This window comes from Paenibacillus sp. FSL R7-277, from assembly GCF_000517965.1.
Taxonomy (GTDB): domain Bacteria; phylum Bacillota; class Bacilli; order Paenibacillales; family Paenibacillaceae; genus Paenibacillus_AQ; species Paenibacillus_AQ silagei.
In genome coordinates, this window is the sequence record NZ_ASPX01000116.1 from 161,235 (window position 1) to 176,307 (window position 15,073).

Below are 15,073 nucleotides of genomic sequence, written 5' to 3' on the forward strand. Positions count from 1 at the left end.
CCCTCCTTATGGAAAAGGATGCGGGTCGGGGTTGACCGTAAAATCCTTGTCCAGCCCCCGCCGCTCTCTTTCCCGGATTAGCCTTTCCTTAATCACGCGTCTATGCTGCTCTCCGAACGTCATGGGCATCATGCCGGGAACCAGCACCTTGGCCGCACGGTAACCGAAGTCCGCCACTTCATCCGGAGTCACGTCGGCTATATACAGCTCCCCGTAACGGTCAATGACAGCAGCGGCCAGCTCCTCCAGATCACCGGCCAGATCATCATGAGTGAACCGGCCTCCAGGATCATAGGCATCGGGGTACAGCTCCTCCAGGGATGCCTTCTGCCGCCCATCTCCCCGCAGTACAAAGTCCAGCGCCTGGACACAGTTGCTCTCGCTGGCATAATACAGAACATGGTCTTCGAATTCAGTAACCGCCCCGGGATTGTTCACAAGCTGCTGCGCCCGTGTGTATGCACTGCCGCCTTCCTTCAGCTCCGCCGCATAGATAGGCAGCGAGGTGATAACCTCCATCGCTGCGGATTCCACCGCCTTGCCGGGAATGACATGGGCGGCGGCGGCATTATAGGCCTTCATGACAGCCCCCTCGCGCGTATCGTACGCCAGCGCCCATACACTGGGCACCTTAAGCTCCATTGAAATATCGAAGAAGCGGATCTGAATACCTTCCAGCTCCAGGAAATATATAAGCTGCTTCAGCGCCTCCAGCGGACTGCCGGAAATATCGATCTCCCGCAGGGGAAGCCGGTTATACCAGGCGCAGAGGAAGTTATCTCGTTCAATGACCTCGAATAGACCATGCAAGGCCGCCTCCTCCCAGGTGCTGCCCAGTGCCAGGCCGTTAGAGCTGTCATAGACGAACCGGTTGGTTCCTATTCTGAAATGTCCGTCCGCGAAGTACACCAGCTGCTCCGGCACCAGTACTTCCCTGTGCTCCCTCATTGAGAACACCGGTGTCCAGTACACAGGCAGACTCTCCTTGTAATGTTGCAGTCTGTAGGCCGGATGCGCCATGGTCTCAGCATCGTGAAGACCGAACACAGCAGGGTTCACCGCCTGCCCTGAGAGCTGCTCATAGGAGAATCTCTCTGCCGCAGGCGCGGTCCGGTCACACATTCCGCAATACCGCTCCAGGGCTTCAAGCACCGCCAGCTTCATGGCCTCCGGCCTCCGGTAGGCCCGGCCGAATCCGGTCTCAACATAAGCTGGTCCTATCCGCAGCTCCATTCCGCCGGCTTCAATATAGGAGGAGCGCAGTTCACGGTAGCGGTGGGTGATCGTTCCGCCATCGGGATCATACCACTTGCGCAGGATAGCCTCTGTATCCAGCTCTGAGCGCAGCCGGTAGGTGCGTCTGCCCTGCTTCACCGTATCTGCCGTCTGCCGATGACGCGGGGCAGCCACGGATGGAGCTGCCGCCGAGCATACGGGACAGCCTTTATGCTTCCGCAACAGATAACCTTCCGCGCGCAGAGCATCCCAGTGGATATGCTCAACATGGCCTATGTAGCGGTGAAGACGGTCCGCCGCAAGGAGGGCGCCGCGGATACAATCGGCAGCGAATCCGGCTGCCTGCGGTTGAGCCACGTACTCTGTCTTCTCGCCATACAGCAGCGGCAACAGTCCCTCCCTTCCGGTATCCTTATATTTCTGCTGCAGGCAGGCCATGCAGCCCCCGGTGTCTGCCTCATGATACAGAGGACCCACAAGCAGCGTGTCCAGCAGAAGATGGAAGAAGAAGACGCCGCCCGGACCGGGAACCTCCCGGTAGAAGGGACTAAGGTCCTCCTCCAGCAAATGATCCAGGATGACGAACAGCACGGAGCTGTCTGCTACAACCCGCTCATCCGTCAAGCGGTAAGGGATCTTCTGCTTCTCCAGCTCAAGAACAACTTCCCGCAGAAACAGACTGTCCGTCCGGTATAACATGGCTTCCTTCATCGCCTCTCTCCTCCTTTCGCTGCACATGCAAGATGGTTATTCCCGTATTCTCCAGAACCGGAATCAACAGCTCCATGCTGCTATACTTGTCCCGGAATGCTTCTGTCAGCTCCTGCTCCGGCGGCTCCACCGGTGCAGCGCTCTTCCGCTCATCTGCGGCATATGGGCTGGAAACGCGGATACCATTCTGCTGCACCTGAGCGTAGAACCGGATTAACACTGCCTGAATGGCCTCCTGCTGAGAGGAAGCGCAGCAGCCGTCTGTCCAGGCGCTTCCTGCCCTCCCGGCAGCAGCACGATATGCGCCGACTCCGGGAATCCGCTCTACATAGATCTCAAGCTGCTCCGCTTGTGGGACGAAACGGCGGATCATAGCCTGAATCCGCGTATTCCCCGCGAGCTCCGCGAAGGCAAGCTTCCGGCCTTCCAGCACTGCCGGGCCTCCCGCAGCTTCCCATGCCGTGAAGAGCTGCTCGGTCTGCCGTTCTAATCTGTGCTGCCGCCCTGCCGTAACCAGCCATTCTCCGGGCGGGCCGGAATGAACCTGATTCAGCAGCCGCTCCAGATTGCGGCAGGAGGCGCGGACGATCTGCTCTGCATTCCCCTCGCCGCTATAGTAGCTTCCGTCAGAAGCGGTGGCTATTTTATAGGGAATCTGCAAAAGATCATTTCCATGATACACAAAGCTGTGCACAAGCTGATTCTCCAGACGCTCCAGGGCATCCAGGCATGAAGTCCAGTCCACAGCCTCCGCCGGCTCCGCAGGATCACTCCGCGTTTCTCTGACTGCTGTCCGCAGAACATCGGTGAGCAGCCGCTTGGGCTCAACCACAGTTTTGGCCCCGCCGAGGTCAATCTGAATGACGCGTTTGGCTGCCTGTGCTTCCTCGTCCTGAAGGCCGTCGCAGGCCGCAGCTATACTTTCTGCATAGCTAAGCAGAAGGGGCTGAGCCATTGCACTTTTCCACTGCGGATTGCCTTCCTCCACGGCAGCAGTGATCTCCAGTTCGTCACCTGGCGTCAGATTGCGCAGCAGCAGCGCTTTGTCGGGAGTGATCACCCGCAGCTGCCATTCCCCGCGAGGCGTAAGAGTACCGTCCGAATTCCCGCCAGAAGACGCAGAGCGCTGCTCACCGGGAAGCAGCCGCGCCGCCAGCGCCTCGTCAACCGGCATCCAGTTTGCGGAGCGGTCACCGAACACGGCCTCCTTAAGCTTACGGGCGGTTTGCGGGTTCGCTTTTAGCTGGTGCAGCCCTTGCTTGCCATATAGATACAGCCGCTCCTCCCGTCTAATGAACCAGTGTGTCATGTTCACTCTCTCCCGCCATCTTCATCTCCAGATAACTGTAAGCATCCTTCCAATCCATCCCGTAGCCTGATTCCACACTCTCGGAGGCCACGCCGGTGATGCGCTGCTTGCGCAGAGGTGAGATTTCCAGCATCGGCATTAAGGAATACAGGACAGCGGCTACGAACCGGTAGACGACGAACCCTTTATCGTGATAATGCTTCAGGAAATCGGGGTTGGAGAAAAAGGTCTGATGAAACGTACTGACCTGATCATGGCGTTCGAAGAAATCATCGCCGTAATACAGCTTGTCATGCACCAGCTCTCCCCGTTCATACGCCTGCTCCAGCATCGTCCACAATGAACTGATGAAGATCCGCAGCCGCCCAAAAATAAACTCCCGCTCAAACCGGCCCTCGGTAAAGCTCTGCACTCCGCTTGCTATAAATTTCTTTTCGGTATCCGTCCGGCCATGCAGAGCTTCGTGTATTCTGGACTCCATCCTTTCATCTTTTCTGAATTCGGCCAGCTGGGTTTTGAAATATTCAAAATTGGAGCGGAGCGACAGATATCCTATCTTTAGCCCCCCTGGACTGTTGCTGCCGGTAATAAAAAACATCTTGGCCGCCTCCACGTTCTGCCTGTCTTCAGGCAGCTCCACCCAGGACTCATAAATATCCGCAATCAGCCGGCTCTTGAGCAGCTCAATGCTGTAATTCACCTTGGCGCTGCACAGCGGATTGCCGTGGGTCAGCATGCTTCCCTCCTCTACCGTCACCTCACCGTCACGGCGAAGCGGCAGGAACGTCCCGGAATACTCCTCCATTAGGGCAAGCTTATTCACCATACGCTCGTATTTCACGTATTCATCCTCAGATCGTTCTCTGGAATACCGCTCCGCATGACGGCGGATCATATCCTCAAGCTGCGGATTGGCATTAGAGGCGTCCAGCGTAACTTTAAGATGGAACCCATAGACCCAGCTTTTCTGCAGAATGAGATTCTCCAGCTTCGAGGTCTGGACGAACGACAGGATGGACCGGACCAGTAAGGCAGTCGCTTTGCTGTCGTATAAATAACAATTAATAGTTCGCAGCTGCATATTCCTCTTCCCCTCCGCATGTAATTTCGTAGGTATACTCCAGCACATGATCAAGCTCCGTGTCCGCGACCGGATACTCCTCTTCGATTAAGAGATGTTCTCCCTTGGCCGCAAGCTGCAGGAATACCTGGAAGAGCAGCGGCGAGGATAAATTAATGAATTGCGGCTTGCGTTCTGTCGCCTCTGAAGCCGGTTCTGTGCTTGTGCTGAACGGCCTGGCGAAGAACCGGGTAGGAATACCGTTACTATCACAATAATCAATGGTGCGCTTCCAGGCTGTGAAGCGTTCCTTCTCACTGAGCGCTCCCGATAAGGCTGAAGTGCTGAGCAGCCACTTCTCCCGGGAAACCATCAGTTCATGTTCGCCCAGCCAAATCCGGGGAACATGGATGACCGTCTCATCCGTTCCTCCTGCCGGCTTCAGCCTCTCACGCAGAACCAGCTCCCCAAGGTCAAAATAACTGGTCCCATGCGAGGACAGGATATCGAAGGTCGTCAGAATTGCCGGGGCGGCTACCAGCACCAGTGTACCCAGAAATTGCGGACGCACGGTGTTACCTGTCGTAGGATCAAAGAACTCAGGGCTTTCCGTGGAGGGATTGTACCGGAAACCCAAATCCAGCCATGAGAGGGACTGCCCGCTCTCGGTCATAGACTGAATGGGCAAGGCGATCTCTTTTTGCACCGTTCTCTTGCGGATATTGGCATTGAAGCCGAAGGTATTGCGGATATCTGCCACCTGATTCCCATCGAAGCATTCCCGCAGATAAGCGGCGTATTCGCTGCCGGAGTCCTCCAGATACTTCAGAAACCGGGCGAAATAAATCGAGAACCCCTTATACATATGGTTCAGTACCATACGTTCCCCGCTCTCCTGTACAAAAAACGAGTGTGAGAGCAGGCGGTCCCCGAGCACCTCCTGAATCTCACGCTGCCAGGCTGCTGTCTGTGTATCAGAGAGGACAATCTCATCCTGCGCGGCGGCTTCGTTCAGGAATCCCGTCAAGCGGCTGGCGATATTGTGCAGACGCTGAGTCTTCTTATGGCTGAATGCTTTATCCCAGTTGAACAGTCCGGAGGTCTCCTTCAATAACTCCGGGTCCGAGAAGAACACCTGGGCCATATCCCGGAGTACCCTTGAAGCCTCCTGCGAGTTCGCGGGAATGTAACTTGTACCGTAATGGCTCTTGAAGAACTCACCTGCGGCGAACTGCATCTTAACGACCGTGTCGAAGCACATCATCAGCCATTGGTAACGGGATAACTGGGCCAGCCGCCCTTGCCGGCCTGCATAGTCCTGGGTCTGCACCGTCTCATCAATGCCGTCAATATACAGCAGGCTGCGGCGGGGCATCGGCTCCAGGCCGAACAATGCAGCCAGCGCTTCGGCACACTCATACAGGCGATCCGTAGCTTCCATATCCAGCGAGTCACTGAATTGTCCGGTCAAGGCGTTCAATTCGTGCAGCAGCGGAATACACGGGTGATCTACACCGTAGCGTTCCAGCTTCCGCAGCAGCTCTTCAGGCAGATTGCCTGCTTGCTCGTTCAGATAGTCAGTCCGCTCCAGCACCCCATTGCTGATCAGCTGGCGCAGGGTATTGTCTGCCTGTTCGCCGGAGACACCAAGAGTGTTGAAGAGCTCCCGCATGGCCGGATAGGAGAGCACCTCCACCTCCTTAAGTCTCCCGAACAGCTTATGCAGTGCTTCACTGGCGCGCAGTGTAACAAGCCCCTGTCTCGATTTATACAATTGGCGTTCACCTTTGGTGTTCTGCAGCACAGTAATATAATATTTCCCCTCGAGCTCCACGCAAGTGGCATTCAGGCGGTATTTGAGCCGCGTAATCCACTCCGGCTCAAGAAACAGCTTGTCGTAGATTTGCAGGATCAGCGAATCATTCAGTCGGGGATAGAGCCGCTTGGCGCCTGTCTTCCTCACACCGCTGAAGTTTCCGATCCCGGAGTAGGTGAGATTAGCGAAGGGACTGGTCTTCATGCTGGCCCGGGTCAGAAATTTAACCAGGGTATAATCGAGCTTGCGCAGATTCCGGTCATGCTCCTCAGCCGGAGTCCGCAAGTATTTAGCCAGCTTGGCTGTTATCGCACTGTTCACAAACGTCAGGGCATCCCGCAGCTCCCGGTCCTCCAGATAAATTCCCTGCAGCCAGCGGCGGTCCGCTGCGGCAAGCGCCTCGAATTCCTTCTGTACCTCTTCCATCCGTTCCCGTTGCTGCTGCCGCAAGGCGAATACCTGCCGGGTCTCGCCGCGCAGCTCTTCGGTGAACAGGGCTTCCACTTGGCTGTACCGCTTCTCGGCGCTGGCTCGCTCATTGAAGAAGTCACGCTTGAACCGGATCGCCTCCATCCGCTCGTCATCCCGCTCCAGGCTGCCGATCTGCCGCTGCATTTCTTCCGTGATATCAGCCAGCCGCAGCGCTGGTTCGCCCGCGCTTTGCCGCACCGCTGTATACCGCCCGCTAAGATTCCCCATATACTGGGCTACATATCTAAGCGGGAAATTGGTTTGTCTGTACACATAAAGGGGTGCTACCCGCATCTTTCCCACTCCTGTCTATTTATTCGGGGACCCTCCGGGACCGGCCGGCCTGCCCGAACATTTGAATAATGGCCTGATAACTGTTGAGTCCAAACAGCAATGCATTCTCGTCAATGTCAAAAGCTCCGGTGTGAACGTTGTTATTCTCCCGCACATAAGCCCCGATGAAATAATAGCAGGTCTTGACGCCGGGCAGTTCCCTGGCATAGAAGGCGAAGTCATCGCTGGAGAACAGGAACGGCGCCTCCAGCACCTGCTCCCTGCCAAACCTGGTACCCAGCAGCCGGGCCGTAAGCCTGGTCAGCGCCGGATCATTCAAGCAGCAGGGATACTCGGAAATAATCCGGCTGTCCAGAATCCCCCGCACCTGAGAGGATGCGGTTAGGGCATCCATTAGCTGCCGATACCCGTCCCGGAGTGCGTCCGCTTCCGCAGAGCGGATTGTAAGATACAGCTTCAGCCGGTCCGGAATCACATTATAGTAGCCATTCGTTTCCACATGCGTGATCTTGCAGAACTGCCCGGCTGTTTTATAGGCCTCCTGGAAATGCTGCACCTCGGCGATCACCCGGAGAACATCCGGCTGGTCAGAAGCATGGCCGGAGGCCAGCTCCAGCAGCAGCTCCGCGTTCAGGCAGCCTGCCAGGGCAAGGCCGGGCCGCAGGGAGAAATACCCGGCATACAGATCCGGTGTGACATGAAGCGAATACAGGTATTCCAGCTTCTGCGCCCGGAGCAGGGGAATGAGCTCCCGCGCTCCCGCCATCACTTCCTCGGCCGCCTGAAAGATAAAGCGGCAGTTCACAGCCGGTGCGCTCCGGTCCACCCAACGGATGAGCTGCAGCAGAATGGACATATGGGCATCATGTCCGCACGCATGGCTTAGCCCGGGATGCACGCTTCGATAAGGAGCATCCGCTTTGGTATCCTCAACCGGCAGGGCATCCAGCTCTGCCCGGAAGCCGATGACCGGTAATCCGGCGCCGCCCTGATAGGAAGCGATGATCCCTTTTTCCGACGAATGCTCGATTCTGATCCGGGTGGTATACCTAACAATGTAATCCTCAATGTATGCCCTCGTCTTCTTCTCCTGCCCGGCAAGCTCAGGGATGCGGTGCAGTTCCCTGCGGGTCCTCCGCAGCTCCTCCAGCTCACCGGAGCCTTGCTTAAGCGACGATTGCATTCTTTTTGTAGCGGTAGACTACGAGAGTTACGATCAGCAGCAGCCCGATGTTCAGCGTCATCATCAGAATACTTTGAAGGGCATCGCCTCCGGTATAAAGGGTCTTAACCGCTTTGCTCAGATAATAGCCCGGGAAGAAGCGCTGGATATGGGTCATGAAGCCCGGAACCGAGAATCCCAGATCATTCGTGATGTTCATGGACATGAAGCCCAGGTACAGCGGGAAGGAGATCGATTGCAGCGACACAATGTCCAGCAGGAAGCCGAGAATCAGGCCGAGGAAAATATAATATAGACTGGAGTACAGCGCCAGCAGCTCCATCTTCAGCAGCACCGTGTCCATTCTCAGGTGGAAGACAGCGGCGCCAAACGTGATGATTACCGCCGCGATCACCACATTCAGGATCAGTTGAACCAGAGCGGTGACGAAGATGAACTTGCCTGGCGAGTAAGGGGTGACGGTGTAGATGCTGCCGATATAAGACTTCTCTTTGGCCACCCGGGTGCTCAGCGTATTCAGTCCGCTGCCCGCTGTTCCGAACAGGGTACAGAATACCGCAAGATAAGTAATAAACTCCCCTTGGCCGTGATCAGGCTTCACGAAGGCATTCAGAGCAAGGAAGAACCCAAGCGGCATCACGAGTGTGAAAAATACAAACCTCTTGTTACGCAGCACCTTGAGAATTTCATAGCGGATAATTGTAATCATGCCTGCATCACTCCTTCTTCATAGTGGTCATAGATTTCACGGTAGCAATCCTTCACTTCCTTAAGCCGTTCTTCATAAGGAATCTGCTGCTCCTTCAAGACATCCACAAGCCAGGATTGCTCCGCCGGATGAAAGACATACAGCCTTCCATCCTCCACCAGACCGCCGAACCGGCGCTGTAGCTCCTCTGCTTCCTCTGCTTGCGCGGGATGGACAACGAGGATTTTTTGAGCATTCAGATCCTCCTTGCTTACAACCGCAGCGACCTTCCCTTCTTTGAGAAAAATAAACCGGCGGCAAAAGTCGTTCAGCTCATCCAGATGATGTGAGGTTACGAATATGGATTTGCCCTGCCCCTGCAGCTCCTTGATCTTGCTCCAGAACATTCTGCAGGCGGTAACATCCATGCCGACCGTCGGTTCGTCCAGGAACAGCAATTTCGGATTGGCTACCAGAGAGAGTGCGAAAGACAGTCTGCGCTTCTGCCCGCCGGACAGGCTCTGGACCATACTGCGCGTCTCTTGCACCAGATCCCCGGCCTTAAGCAGCTCATTCGTATCCACCTTGGATTTGCTATAGCTCTTATGCAGTTCAATCAGCTCCTTGACCCGCAGTCCATCGGGGAAAAGATCCTTTTGCAGCATCATTCCGACATCCTTGTGGTTATCGAAATGCCGCTCTATGACCCCGGCATCGATACTGGTAAGCCCTAGAATAGAGCGGATCATCGTCGTCTTGCCCGCCCCGTTCGGTCCGATTAAGGCGATACTCTCGCCTTCCGCCACATCAAAGCTCACTCCGGCCAGCACCTGCTTATCCTTGAACCGCTTCTCTACAGCTTCTAATTTCAGCAGCATTTGCAAGTTATTCTCCTTCTTTCTGTTATCGTTTATAGTGTTCAGGGAAAGGGATGGGGCGCCTGGTTGACCTCCGCCGAATCCATCCCCCAGTACTGTGCAGCCTGCCGGATGCGCCGTCCGCAGAGCATCCGGCCTGGTTCACCGAACCACATCGGCTGCATCTGAGGTACAAGCACTTTGACCGCCTCCAGTCCAAGCGCCTTGTAGCCCTCTGGTGTCTGACGGACGATGAACGCCTCGCCGTAATGGTCCGTCATCCGGTTCAGCAGCGCTGAGGTTTCTTCCGCCAGATCAATCACCGTATGCTGAAGCTCCCCGTAGAACCGGGCAAACCGCTCGCGGATGCTGTATTGACCGCCGCCATTCAGGAAGCTGAAGTGATGCCGTTCTTCCTGAAGGAAATAGAGAATGGGATGATCCTCGACCCGCCGTACCCCTTCATGGCGGATGCGCCGGGCTTTCTCACGGATCTCTGCGGCATGAGTGCCGTAGTATTCCAGCGCCAGCAGCATTTCTTCCAGCGCCGAGAGGATGGCCTTCTCCGGATGGGGGTGGGCACCCGCCGTACTGTAGGCAGCGAACTGGTTCTCAGTCTGTCCCAGACAGAGGGCCCAAATGACAGGAATCTCTGTCTCCATCGTGATGTCGAACAGCTGCACGGTATACCCGAGCGCCGTAAGCCGTCCGGTCATATAACGGATCTGTGCATTCTCTACCGAATCCGGCAAGATCTCGGGCGGTGAACGCCGCAGGTACCAGTGGTTCAGGAAGGCATCCCGCTCAATCAGCTCCAGACAGGCATAATAGATACCGTCCAGCAGGGTTATGCCCAGGGCATTTCCGTTGGAATTGCCTTTGTAAATCCTCGGCCCGGCTGAATACCCGTCATCCGGCTTATAATAGGCCAGGCATTCCGGGACATACACTGTGCCTTGCCGCTTCCAGTCAAAGGCAGGTATCCAATTCAAGGGCAGCTCCTCCTGGTAAGCTGCTATCTGTCCGCTTCCCTTCACCGCATCGGTGAACAGCAGCGGATCGATGACTGTCTCCCGTTGCTGCAGGCTCCGGGTGCCGGATCTGACACTCAGCCCTTCCCGGCCGCGCGGGTGCATTCCCGCATAACGTTCCAGCGCCTCACACCTCGACTTTAGCTCGCTGGCTCTATAATCCGTTGAGCTGCCTATGCCAAGCTCATATTTCTCCTCCCTATAGATTCTGAAGAAGCTGGTCAGCGAAAAGAAGGAACGGGTATTTCTATCCCTGTAGATCATAAAATTGGAATCTGCATTGCCTGGCGCGAATACGGCATCGCATACCGCAGTAGGCTGAGCCCGGTATGAATCGCCATACCGGAACATCGGTTGCCGTTCAAACGCCTGGCGGATTAGGGCGGTGTCGTCCTCCGGTTCAGCTGCGTCACAGTGCTTACAACGGTGTGCAGGCCAGAAGGAGTACCTGCGGACATTGCCGCCGGGTTCCAGCCGGTAATAGTCGAGCACGCCGGGCACCCCGGTCTGCCGGAGCAGCAGAGCCAGACATTCCTGTACCAGCTCTCCATCCACGCTGTAGCTTCCAATGAGCTCACTCCGGCCTTCATCCCCGGGCAGCCGCTCATTCGCCCTAAGGTTCTCGTTCCTCCGTTGCCCGAAGCAGGACGGACAGCCTATCCCGCCCGGATTGAATATAGGCCCGGCAAGCACTTCATGAACATCCACCTGCAGTAGCGCAAATCTCTCCTCGCGGGGCCAGACCCGCTCCCTGCCCGTCTGGTGAGCGTAGGCTATGAAGCATAGCAGCCGTTCCCCGCCGAGCTCAAGAACCACCTGTTCCTCCAGGCGGTGCACCGCCTGATCCAATGTCGTTACTGCTGTCTTCATCGCCGTTCACCTCCTAAGAGAGAGAAGCCGTATCTGCGGGACAGACCGTCCTCATACCGGCAAAGCGCACCATAGCCCGCTTCAGGAAAAGGGGACGGGTAAGGACCGGCGGGATCACTATCTCCTCTACGAATCTGGTTCCATACCCGGAATACCGCGTCTTCCAGGTCTTCACCGATTGCGTTATACCGCTTCCCCTCGTATTCAGCCTCTATGAGATACACAATCATGAGGGCTTGTAACTTCTTATATCTGACCTGTGAAGGAAGCGGCGGCTCCGTATCCGGCCAGAAGGCAAGGCGGCCTGAAGCCAAATCCCCCTGCTCCAGTTCTTCGGCATCCCCGGCTCCCTGGCGGTTCAGGTAATGCAGGTAGGCGGCCTGGTCGGTTAACCCCGGCGATAGCTGACGATAGCTGTAGCAGTGCTCCAGCAGATAGGCATACAGATCCTCCAGTACCCGGCGTTTGCTGGGTCCGGCGAAGCTCACCGCCCGGCCGCCGGCATCAGCGTCCAGCCTCCAATAACGGTCGAAGCGGAAATCGATGCTCTTGACCACTGCGCTTACCAGCTCCTGTGAAAGAACCCCCTCGTCAAAGGCCGCCTCCTGCAGATGCTCCAGCAGACTGCATTGAAGCGGGCAACATTCGGCATGAGCTACTTCAGGCAGAGACTGGATGGACTGAAGTCCGAAGGCATCTAATCTGACCAGCTTATTACCGGTATACTTCCCGGCTCTCATAAAGGCAGGAAGCGGGAATCTGAACCGGCTTGCTGCAGGATACTGTAAGCCCAGACAGCGTGGACAGACTCCGGCGGACAGAATGACCCGGTCACCCAGTTCATACGCATCTGCCTCTGTGGCCATCTGCTCTGCTCCGTTCAGCTTGTGCCGGAGATCCGCCAGCCGCTGTGCTGCGGCAGGAGACGGCTGCGGATGTGTGAATAACCCGACAAGCTGCTCATAACCTGCCGTTTTGAGCCTGATCCTCCTTTTGCGGCCAATGACTTCAGTACCCTCTTTAGCTTCCAGAATACGTACCGGTTGCTCGCCCATCGCTTTATCCCCCCCTTCTGAGCGGTTCTTTATGCATTTCGTACACAAACTCAGCGGTATATTCATTGTCATACGGATCGGGTAGCGCCTCTTCGAACACAACGGCCAATTCCCCGTGCTGCCTGCGGCAGCGTTCCCTGTGCTTAAGCCATTCCATACAATACTGCGGCTCCTCTGCGTCCAGAAAAATAGGCTTATGCAGCCCGGATTCGCCATATTCGATGTGTAGCCTGTTGTAGCGGACAGGAAACAGCCGGACGAATGAATGCAGCGGAACATGATAGGTCTCAAGCAGCTCATGAAGCCGCAGATATCCGTCGAAATCCGGGGTTACCCCGGCAAACAGCTTCTCGTGAAGAATGGTTTGCCTTCTGTGCAGGATCAGCTTCCCGTAGCTGATTCTGCCGATATGCAGGCATTCATCAACGGCGAGCTCATCATAGTCCAGTCCAGTTCCAGTGAGGAAACCGGATTGGGTGAGTAAGGCAAGATTCCTGTATTCCTCGGGCAGACAAGCCGGGGCAAGCATACCTGTATATAGGGGAACCACCCGCTGCTCCCCGGACTGCAGCTCGAAGCTGGTGCGTTCGGCATTCCATATCAGTACGGCATCCCGCAGCTCCGCAGCCAGGCTACTGCCCTCTGCAAAACCATTCATATTGGGATTGAACCCGCAGGAGGGCGAGTAGGTGATTAGCTGCGCCTCCTCTCCGCAGTGGAGCACTTCTTTGATCCGTTCAGCGATAGCCTCATGGCTCTCCGGCAAATGATACATGGAATAAGCCAGATAGCTGTTCTTGCAATCATTCAATACAAGCTCTCCGGCGCCGCTCTGCTGAAGCCAGAAGCCTGCTGTGGCAGGCTGGCGGATATGGAGGGCCTGCAGCCCTGCCTTCAGTGAAGCCAGATCCGCACGCTCTAGTGCAACATCCTCTCCCGATGCTGCGGCAGCCAGCTTCATCCGGTACTGATCTCTCAGCTCCTCCAGATGCGCTACTGCGGGAGCATTCTCGAATACACTTCCCCTGCAGGTTCTGTTCAGCGCTACATGCTGCTCATACTCTGCGGCATACCTGGACAGGCTTGGCTGAAGAGAGGCATAGGCCACAGGGAGCGTATCGTGCAGATGATGCTCCATATAGAGCCGGAACTTCAGGCGGTTATCGAACACCGGCAGCACTTCAGCCCACTCTGCAAGCGGATCACGAAGCGGCTCCACTTCCACTTCCAAAGACGGACCGGCTGGTGCATCTGTGTAGCTGTCCTCATTAAACGGGTTGGCCGGATATCTGCCTTCCCATCTAAGCCATTCACAGCAGCGGTTCACATGCTTTTGGGCGATTTCCAGCAACCTCTCCCTTTGCGCAACCTCATGGGTCAGTTCGAGCTGACCGGACAACAGACGGATGGCTTCCAGATGCTGAGCCAGGGACTGTATCCTGCTGCTTGCGGGACGAAACGCAGAAACGGTCTCGATGAATACCTCCAGTGTAAGCGGCCCGCTCTCCCTGTGGATCGTATTCTTGAGGTAGCCGCAGCGCAGCAGCTGAACCGCCTTGGCTGTCATAGCTTCTAGGCTTTCGTTCCAGATCAGCGCCAGTTCATCCAGGGTGACGATACTGCCCGGTTGGATTTTGGCGGCAGCCGGTGTCTTCAGGCGGTAACTTCGCTTCGTTCTAATATAGAGTCCAGGCTCTGCCGCCTGCGGTCCAGTGCTTCCCTCCGTAAGAAGGGTTCCCTCTTGCTCCCTGTACTCCACCTTATAGCGGCTGGCCCGTATCACCTCGGGAAGCAGCAGCCATAGCTCATACCAGTGAAGGAGAATCCATTGTGCGAAGCTGATCCGGCTCTCCCTTCCTGTCCCCGGCCCCCGGCAGATTGAAGTGAAGGAAGAGAGCGGTGCTGTTTTGGCAAAAGAACGCATCATCATTTTCCATACCTTTCCGCTTTTTTTCGAGCTATACGATTTGTTCAATGAACAATACATTTCATAGTTAGTTAGCAGCAGTGCATTCTGCACACTCGGTTGTTGCCGGAACAGCTTATACAGCTCCTGTTCCTGCATTTGGCATTCGTTCTTGAAGCGGATGCTTAATTCCTGATGCCGCTCCAGCAGCCCGCTGCCGGTCTGCTCCAGAGAGAGCGCCTCAGCCATAAGCGCCGGTGCCACTCGGTTTGCCTTCGGAATCTTTCCGGGCTGAATTCGCCCTTTGCGGACTCCCTGTTGCAGCCGGATATAGGCAATCCGTACCTCCGGCTCTTGTTCTATGCGCTCGGACAGCCGCTGCTGCAGCAATTCCTTACGCTGATTGAATCCTTTACGTTCTTCACAATAAGCTAGAAGCTCCTGGTAGAAGCCATGCTTAATCTGCATCAGGTCACTGGAAGGAACATGATTCCGTCTTTCAAACAGGAAGGTTCGACTCAACACGGCTCCCCCTTCTGGGATTGTTTATTGGATGGGCACGGCTTATGCCGTCCCATCCATGGTT

At 56.0% G+C, this 15,073-nt stretch carries 10 protein-coding genes; all 10 read right to left on the reverse strand.

Annotated elements, in window-relative coordinates; genetic code table 11:
- Positions 1–6: 6 nt before the first annotated feature.
- From C173_RS30340 to C173_RS30385, 10 genes are read right to left on the reverse strand one after another with little or no spacing between them, the layout of a single operon-like run.
- A complete protein-coding gene (locus C173_RS30340; RefSeq protein WP_036732398.1) occupies positions 7–1,947 on the reverse strand; it encodes a TOMM precursor leader peptide-binding protein in 1,941 nt (646 codons plus the stop codon).
- Complete coding sequence (locus C173_RS30345) at positions 1,889–3,256, reverse strand: hypothetical protein (RefSeq protein ID WP_036732399.1); 1,368 nt, start codon at positions 3,254–3,256, stop codon at positions 1,889–1,891. Before C173_RS30345 ends, C173_RS30340 begins: the two co-directional genes overlap by 59 nt.
- Positions 3,237–4,337 (reverse strand): hypothetical protein, encoded by a 1,101-nt coding sequence (locus tag C173_RS30350; protein WP_036732400.1) that lies wholly within the window; start codon positions 4,335–4,337, stop codon positions 3,237–3,239. Before C173_RS30350 ends, C173_RS30345 begins: the two co-directional genes overlap by 20 nt.
- Positions 4,318–6,876 carry a lantibiotic dehydratase gene (locus C173_RS30355; protein ID WP_235192074.1) on the reverse strand — a complete coding sequence of 853 codons (2,559 nt, stop codon included), beginning with the start codon at positions 6,874–6,876 and terminating at the stop codon, positions 4,318–4,320. The genes C173_RS30350 and C173_RS30355 overlap by 20 nt, the downstream gene beginning before the upstream one ends.
- A gap of 40 nt (positions 6,877–6,916) precedes the next feature.
- Positions 6,917–8,080, reverse strand: a complete 1,164-nt coding sequence (locus tag C173_RS30360) for a M20 metallopeptidase family protein (protein ID WP_036732402.1) — start codon at positions 8,078–8,080, stop codon at positions 6,917–6,919.
- On the reverse strand, positions 8,064–8,789 hold the full coding sequence (locus C173_RS30365) for an ABC transporter permease (protein WP_036732404.1): 726 nt from the start codon (positions 8,787–8,789) through the stop codon (positions 8,064–8,066). The genes C173_RS30360 and C173_RS30365 overlap by 17 nt, the downstream gene beginning before the upstream one ends.
- Complete coding sequence (locus C173_RS30370; protein WP_051478669.1) at positions 8,786–9,646, reverse strand: ABC transporter ATP-binding protein; 861 nt, start codon at positions 9,644–9,646, stop codon at positions 8,786–8,788. The genes C173_RS30365 and C173_RS30370 overlap by 4 nt, the downstream gene beginning before the upstream one ends.
- Before the next feature lie 41 nt (positions 9,647–9,687).
- Positions 9,688–11,526 (reverse strand): YcaO-like family protein, encoded by a 1,839-nt coding sequence (locus C173_RS30375; RefSeq protein WP_036732406.1) that lies wholly within the window; start codon positions 11,524–11,526, stop codon positions 9,688–9,690.
- Entirely contained in the window at positions 11,523–12,581 is a 1,059-nt protein-coding gene (locus C173_RS30380) for a hypothetical protein (RefSeq protein WP_036732408.1), read from the reverse strand. The genes C173_RS30375 and C173_RS30380 overlap by 4 nt, the downstream gene beginning before the upstream one ends.
- A 4-nt stretch (positions 12,582–12,585) precedes the next feature.
- A complete protein-coding gene (locus C173_RS30385) occupies positions 12,586–15,009 on the reverse strand; it encodes a hypothetical protein (RefSeq protein WP_036732410.1) in 2,424 nt (807 codons plus the stop codon).
- Positions 15,010–15,073 lie beyond the last annotated feature (64 nt).

Excerpts from the sequence above, each read along its gene's own strand:
- C173_RS30340 (WP_036732398.1), bottom strand. The coding sequence starts at position 1,947 with ATGAAGGAAGCCATGTTATACCGGACGGACAGTCTGTTTCTGCGGGAA.
- C173_RS30380 (WP_036732408.1), bottom strand. The coding sequence starts at position 12,581 with ATGGGCGAGCAACCGGTACGTATTCTGGAAGCTAAAGAGGGTACTGAA.
- C173_RS30375 (WP_036732406.1), bottom strand. The coding sequence starts at position 11,526 with ATGAAGACAGCAGTAACGACATTGGATCAGGCGGTGCACCGCCTGGAG.
- C173_RS30350 (WP_036732400.1), bottom strand. The coding sequence starts at position 4,337 with ATGCAGCTGCGAACTATTAATTGTTATTTATACGACAGCAAAGCGACT.
- C173_RS30360 (WP_036732402.1), bottom strand. The coding sequence starts at position 8,080 with ATGCAATCGTCGCTTAAGCAAGGCTCCGGTGAGCTGGAGGAGCTGCGG.
- C173_RS30345 (WP_036732399.1), bottom strand. The coding sequence starts at position 3,256 with ATGACACACTGGTTCATTAGACGGGAGGAGCGGCTGTATCTATATGGC.
- C173_RS30365 (WP_036732404.1), bottom strand. The coding sequence starts at position 8,789 with ATGATTACAATTATCCGCTATGAAATTCTCAAGGTGCTGCGTAACAAG.
- C173_RS30370 (WP_051478669.1), bottom strand. The coding sequence starts at position 9,646 with ATGCTGCTGAAATTAGAAGCTGTAGAGAAGCGGTTCAAGGATAAGCAG.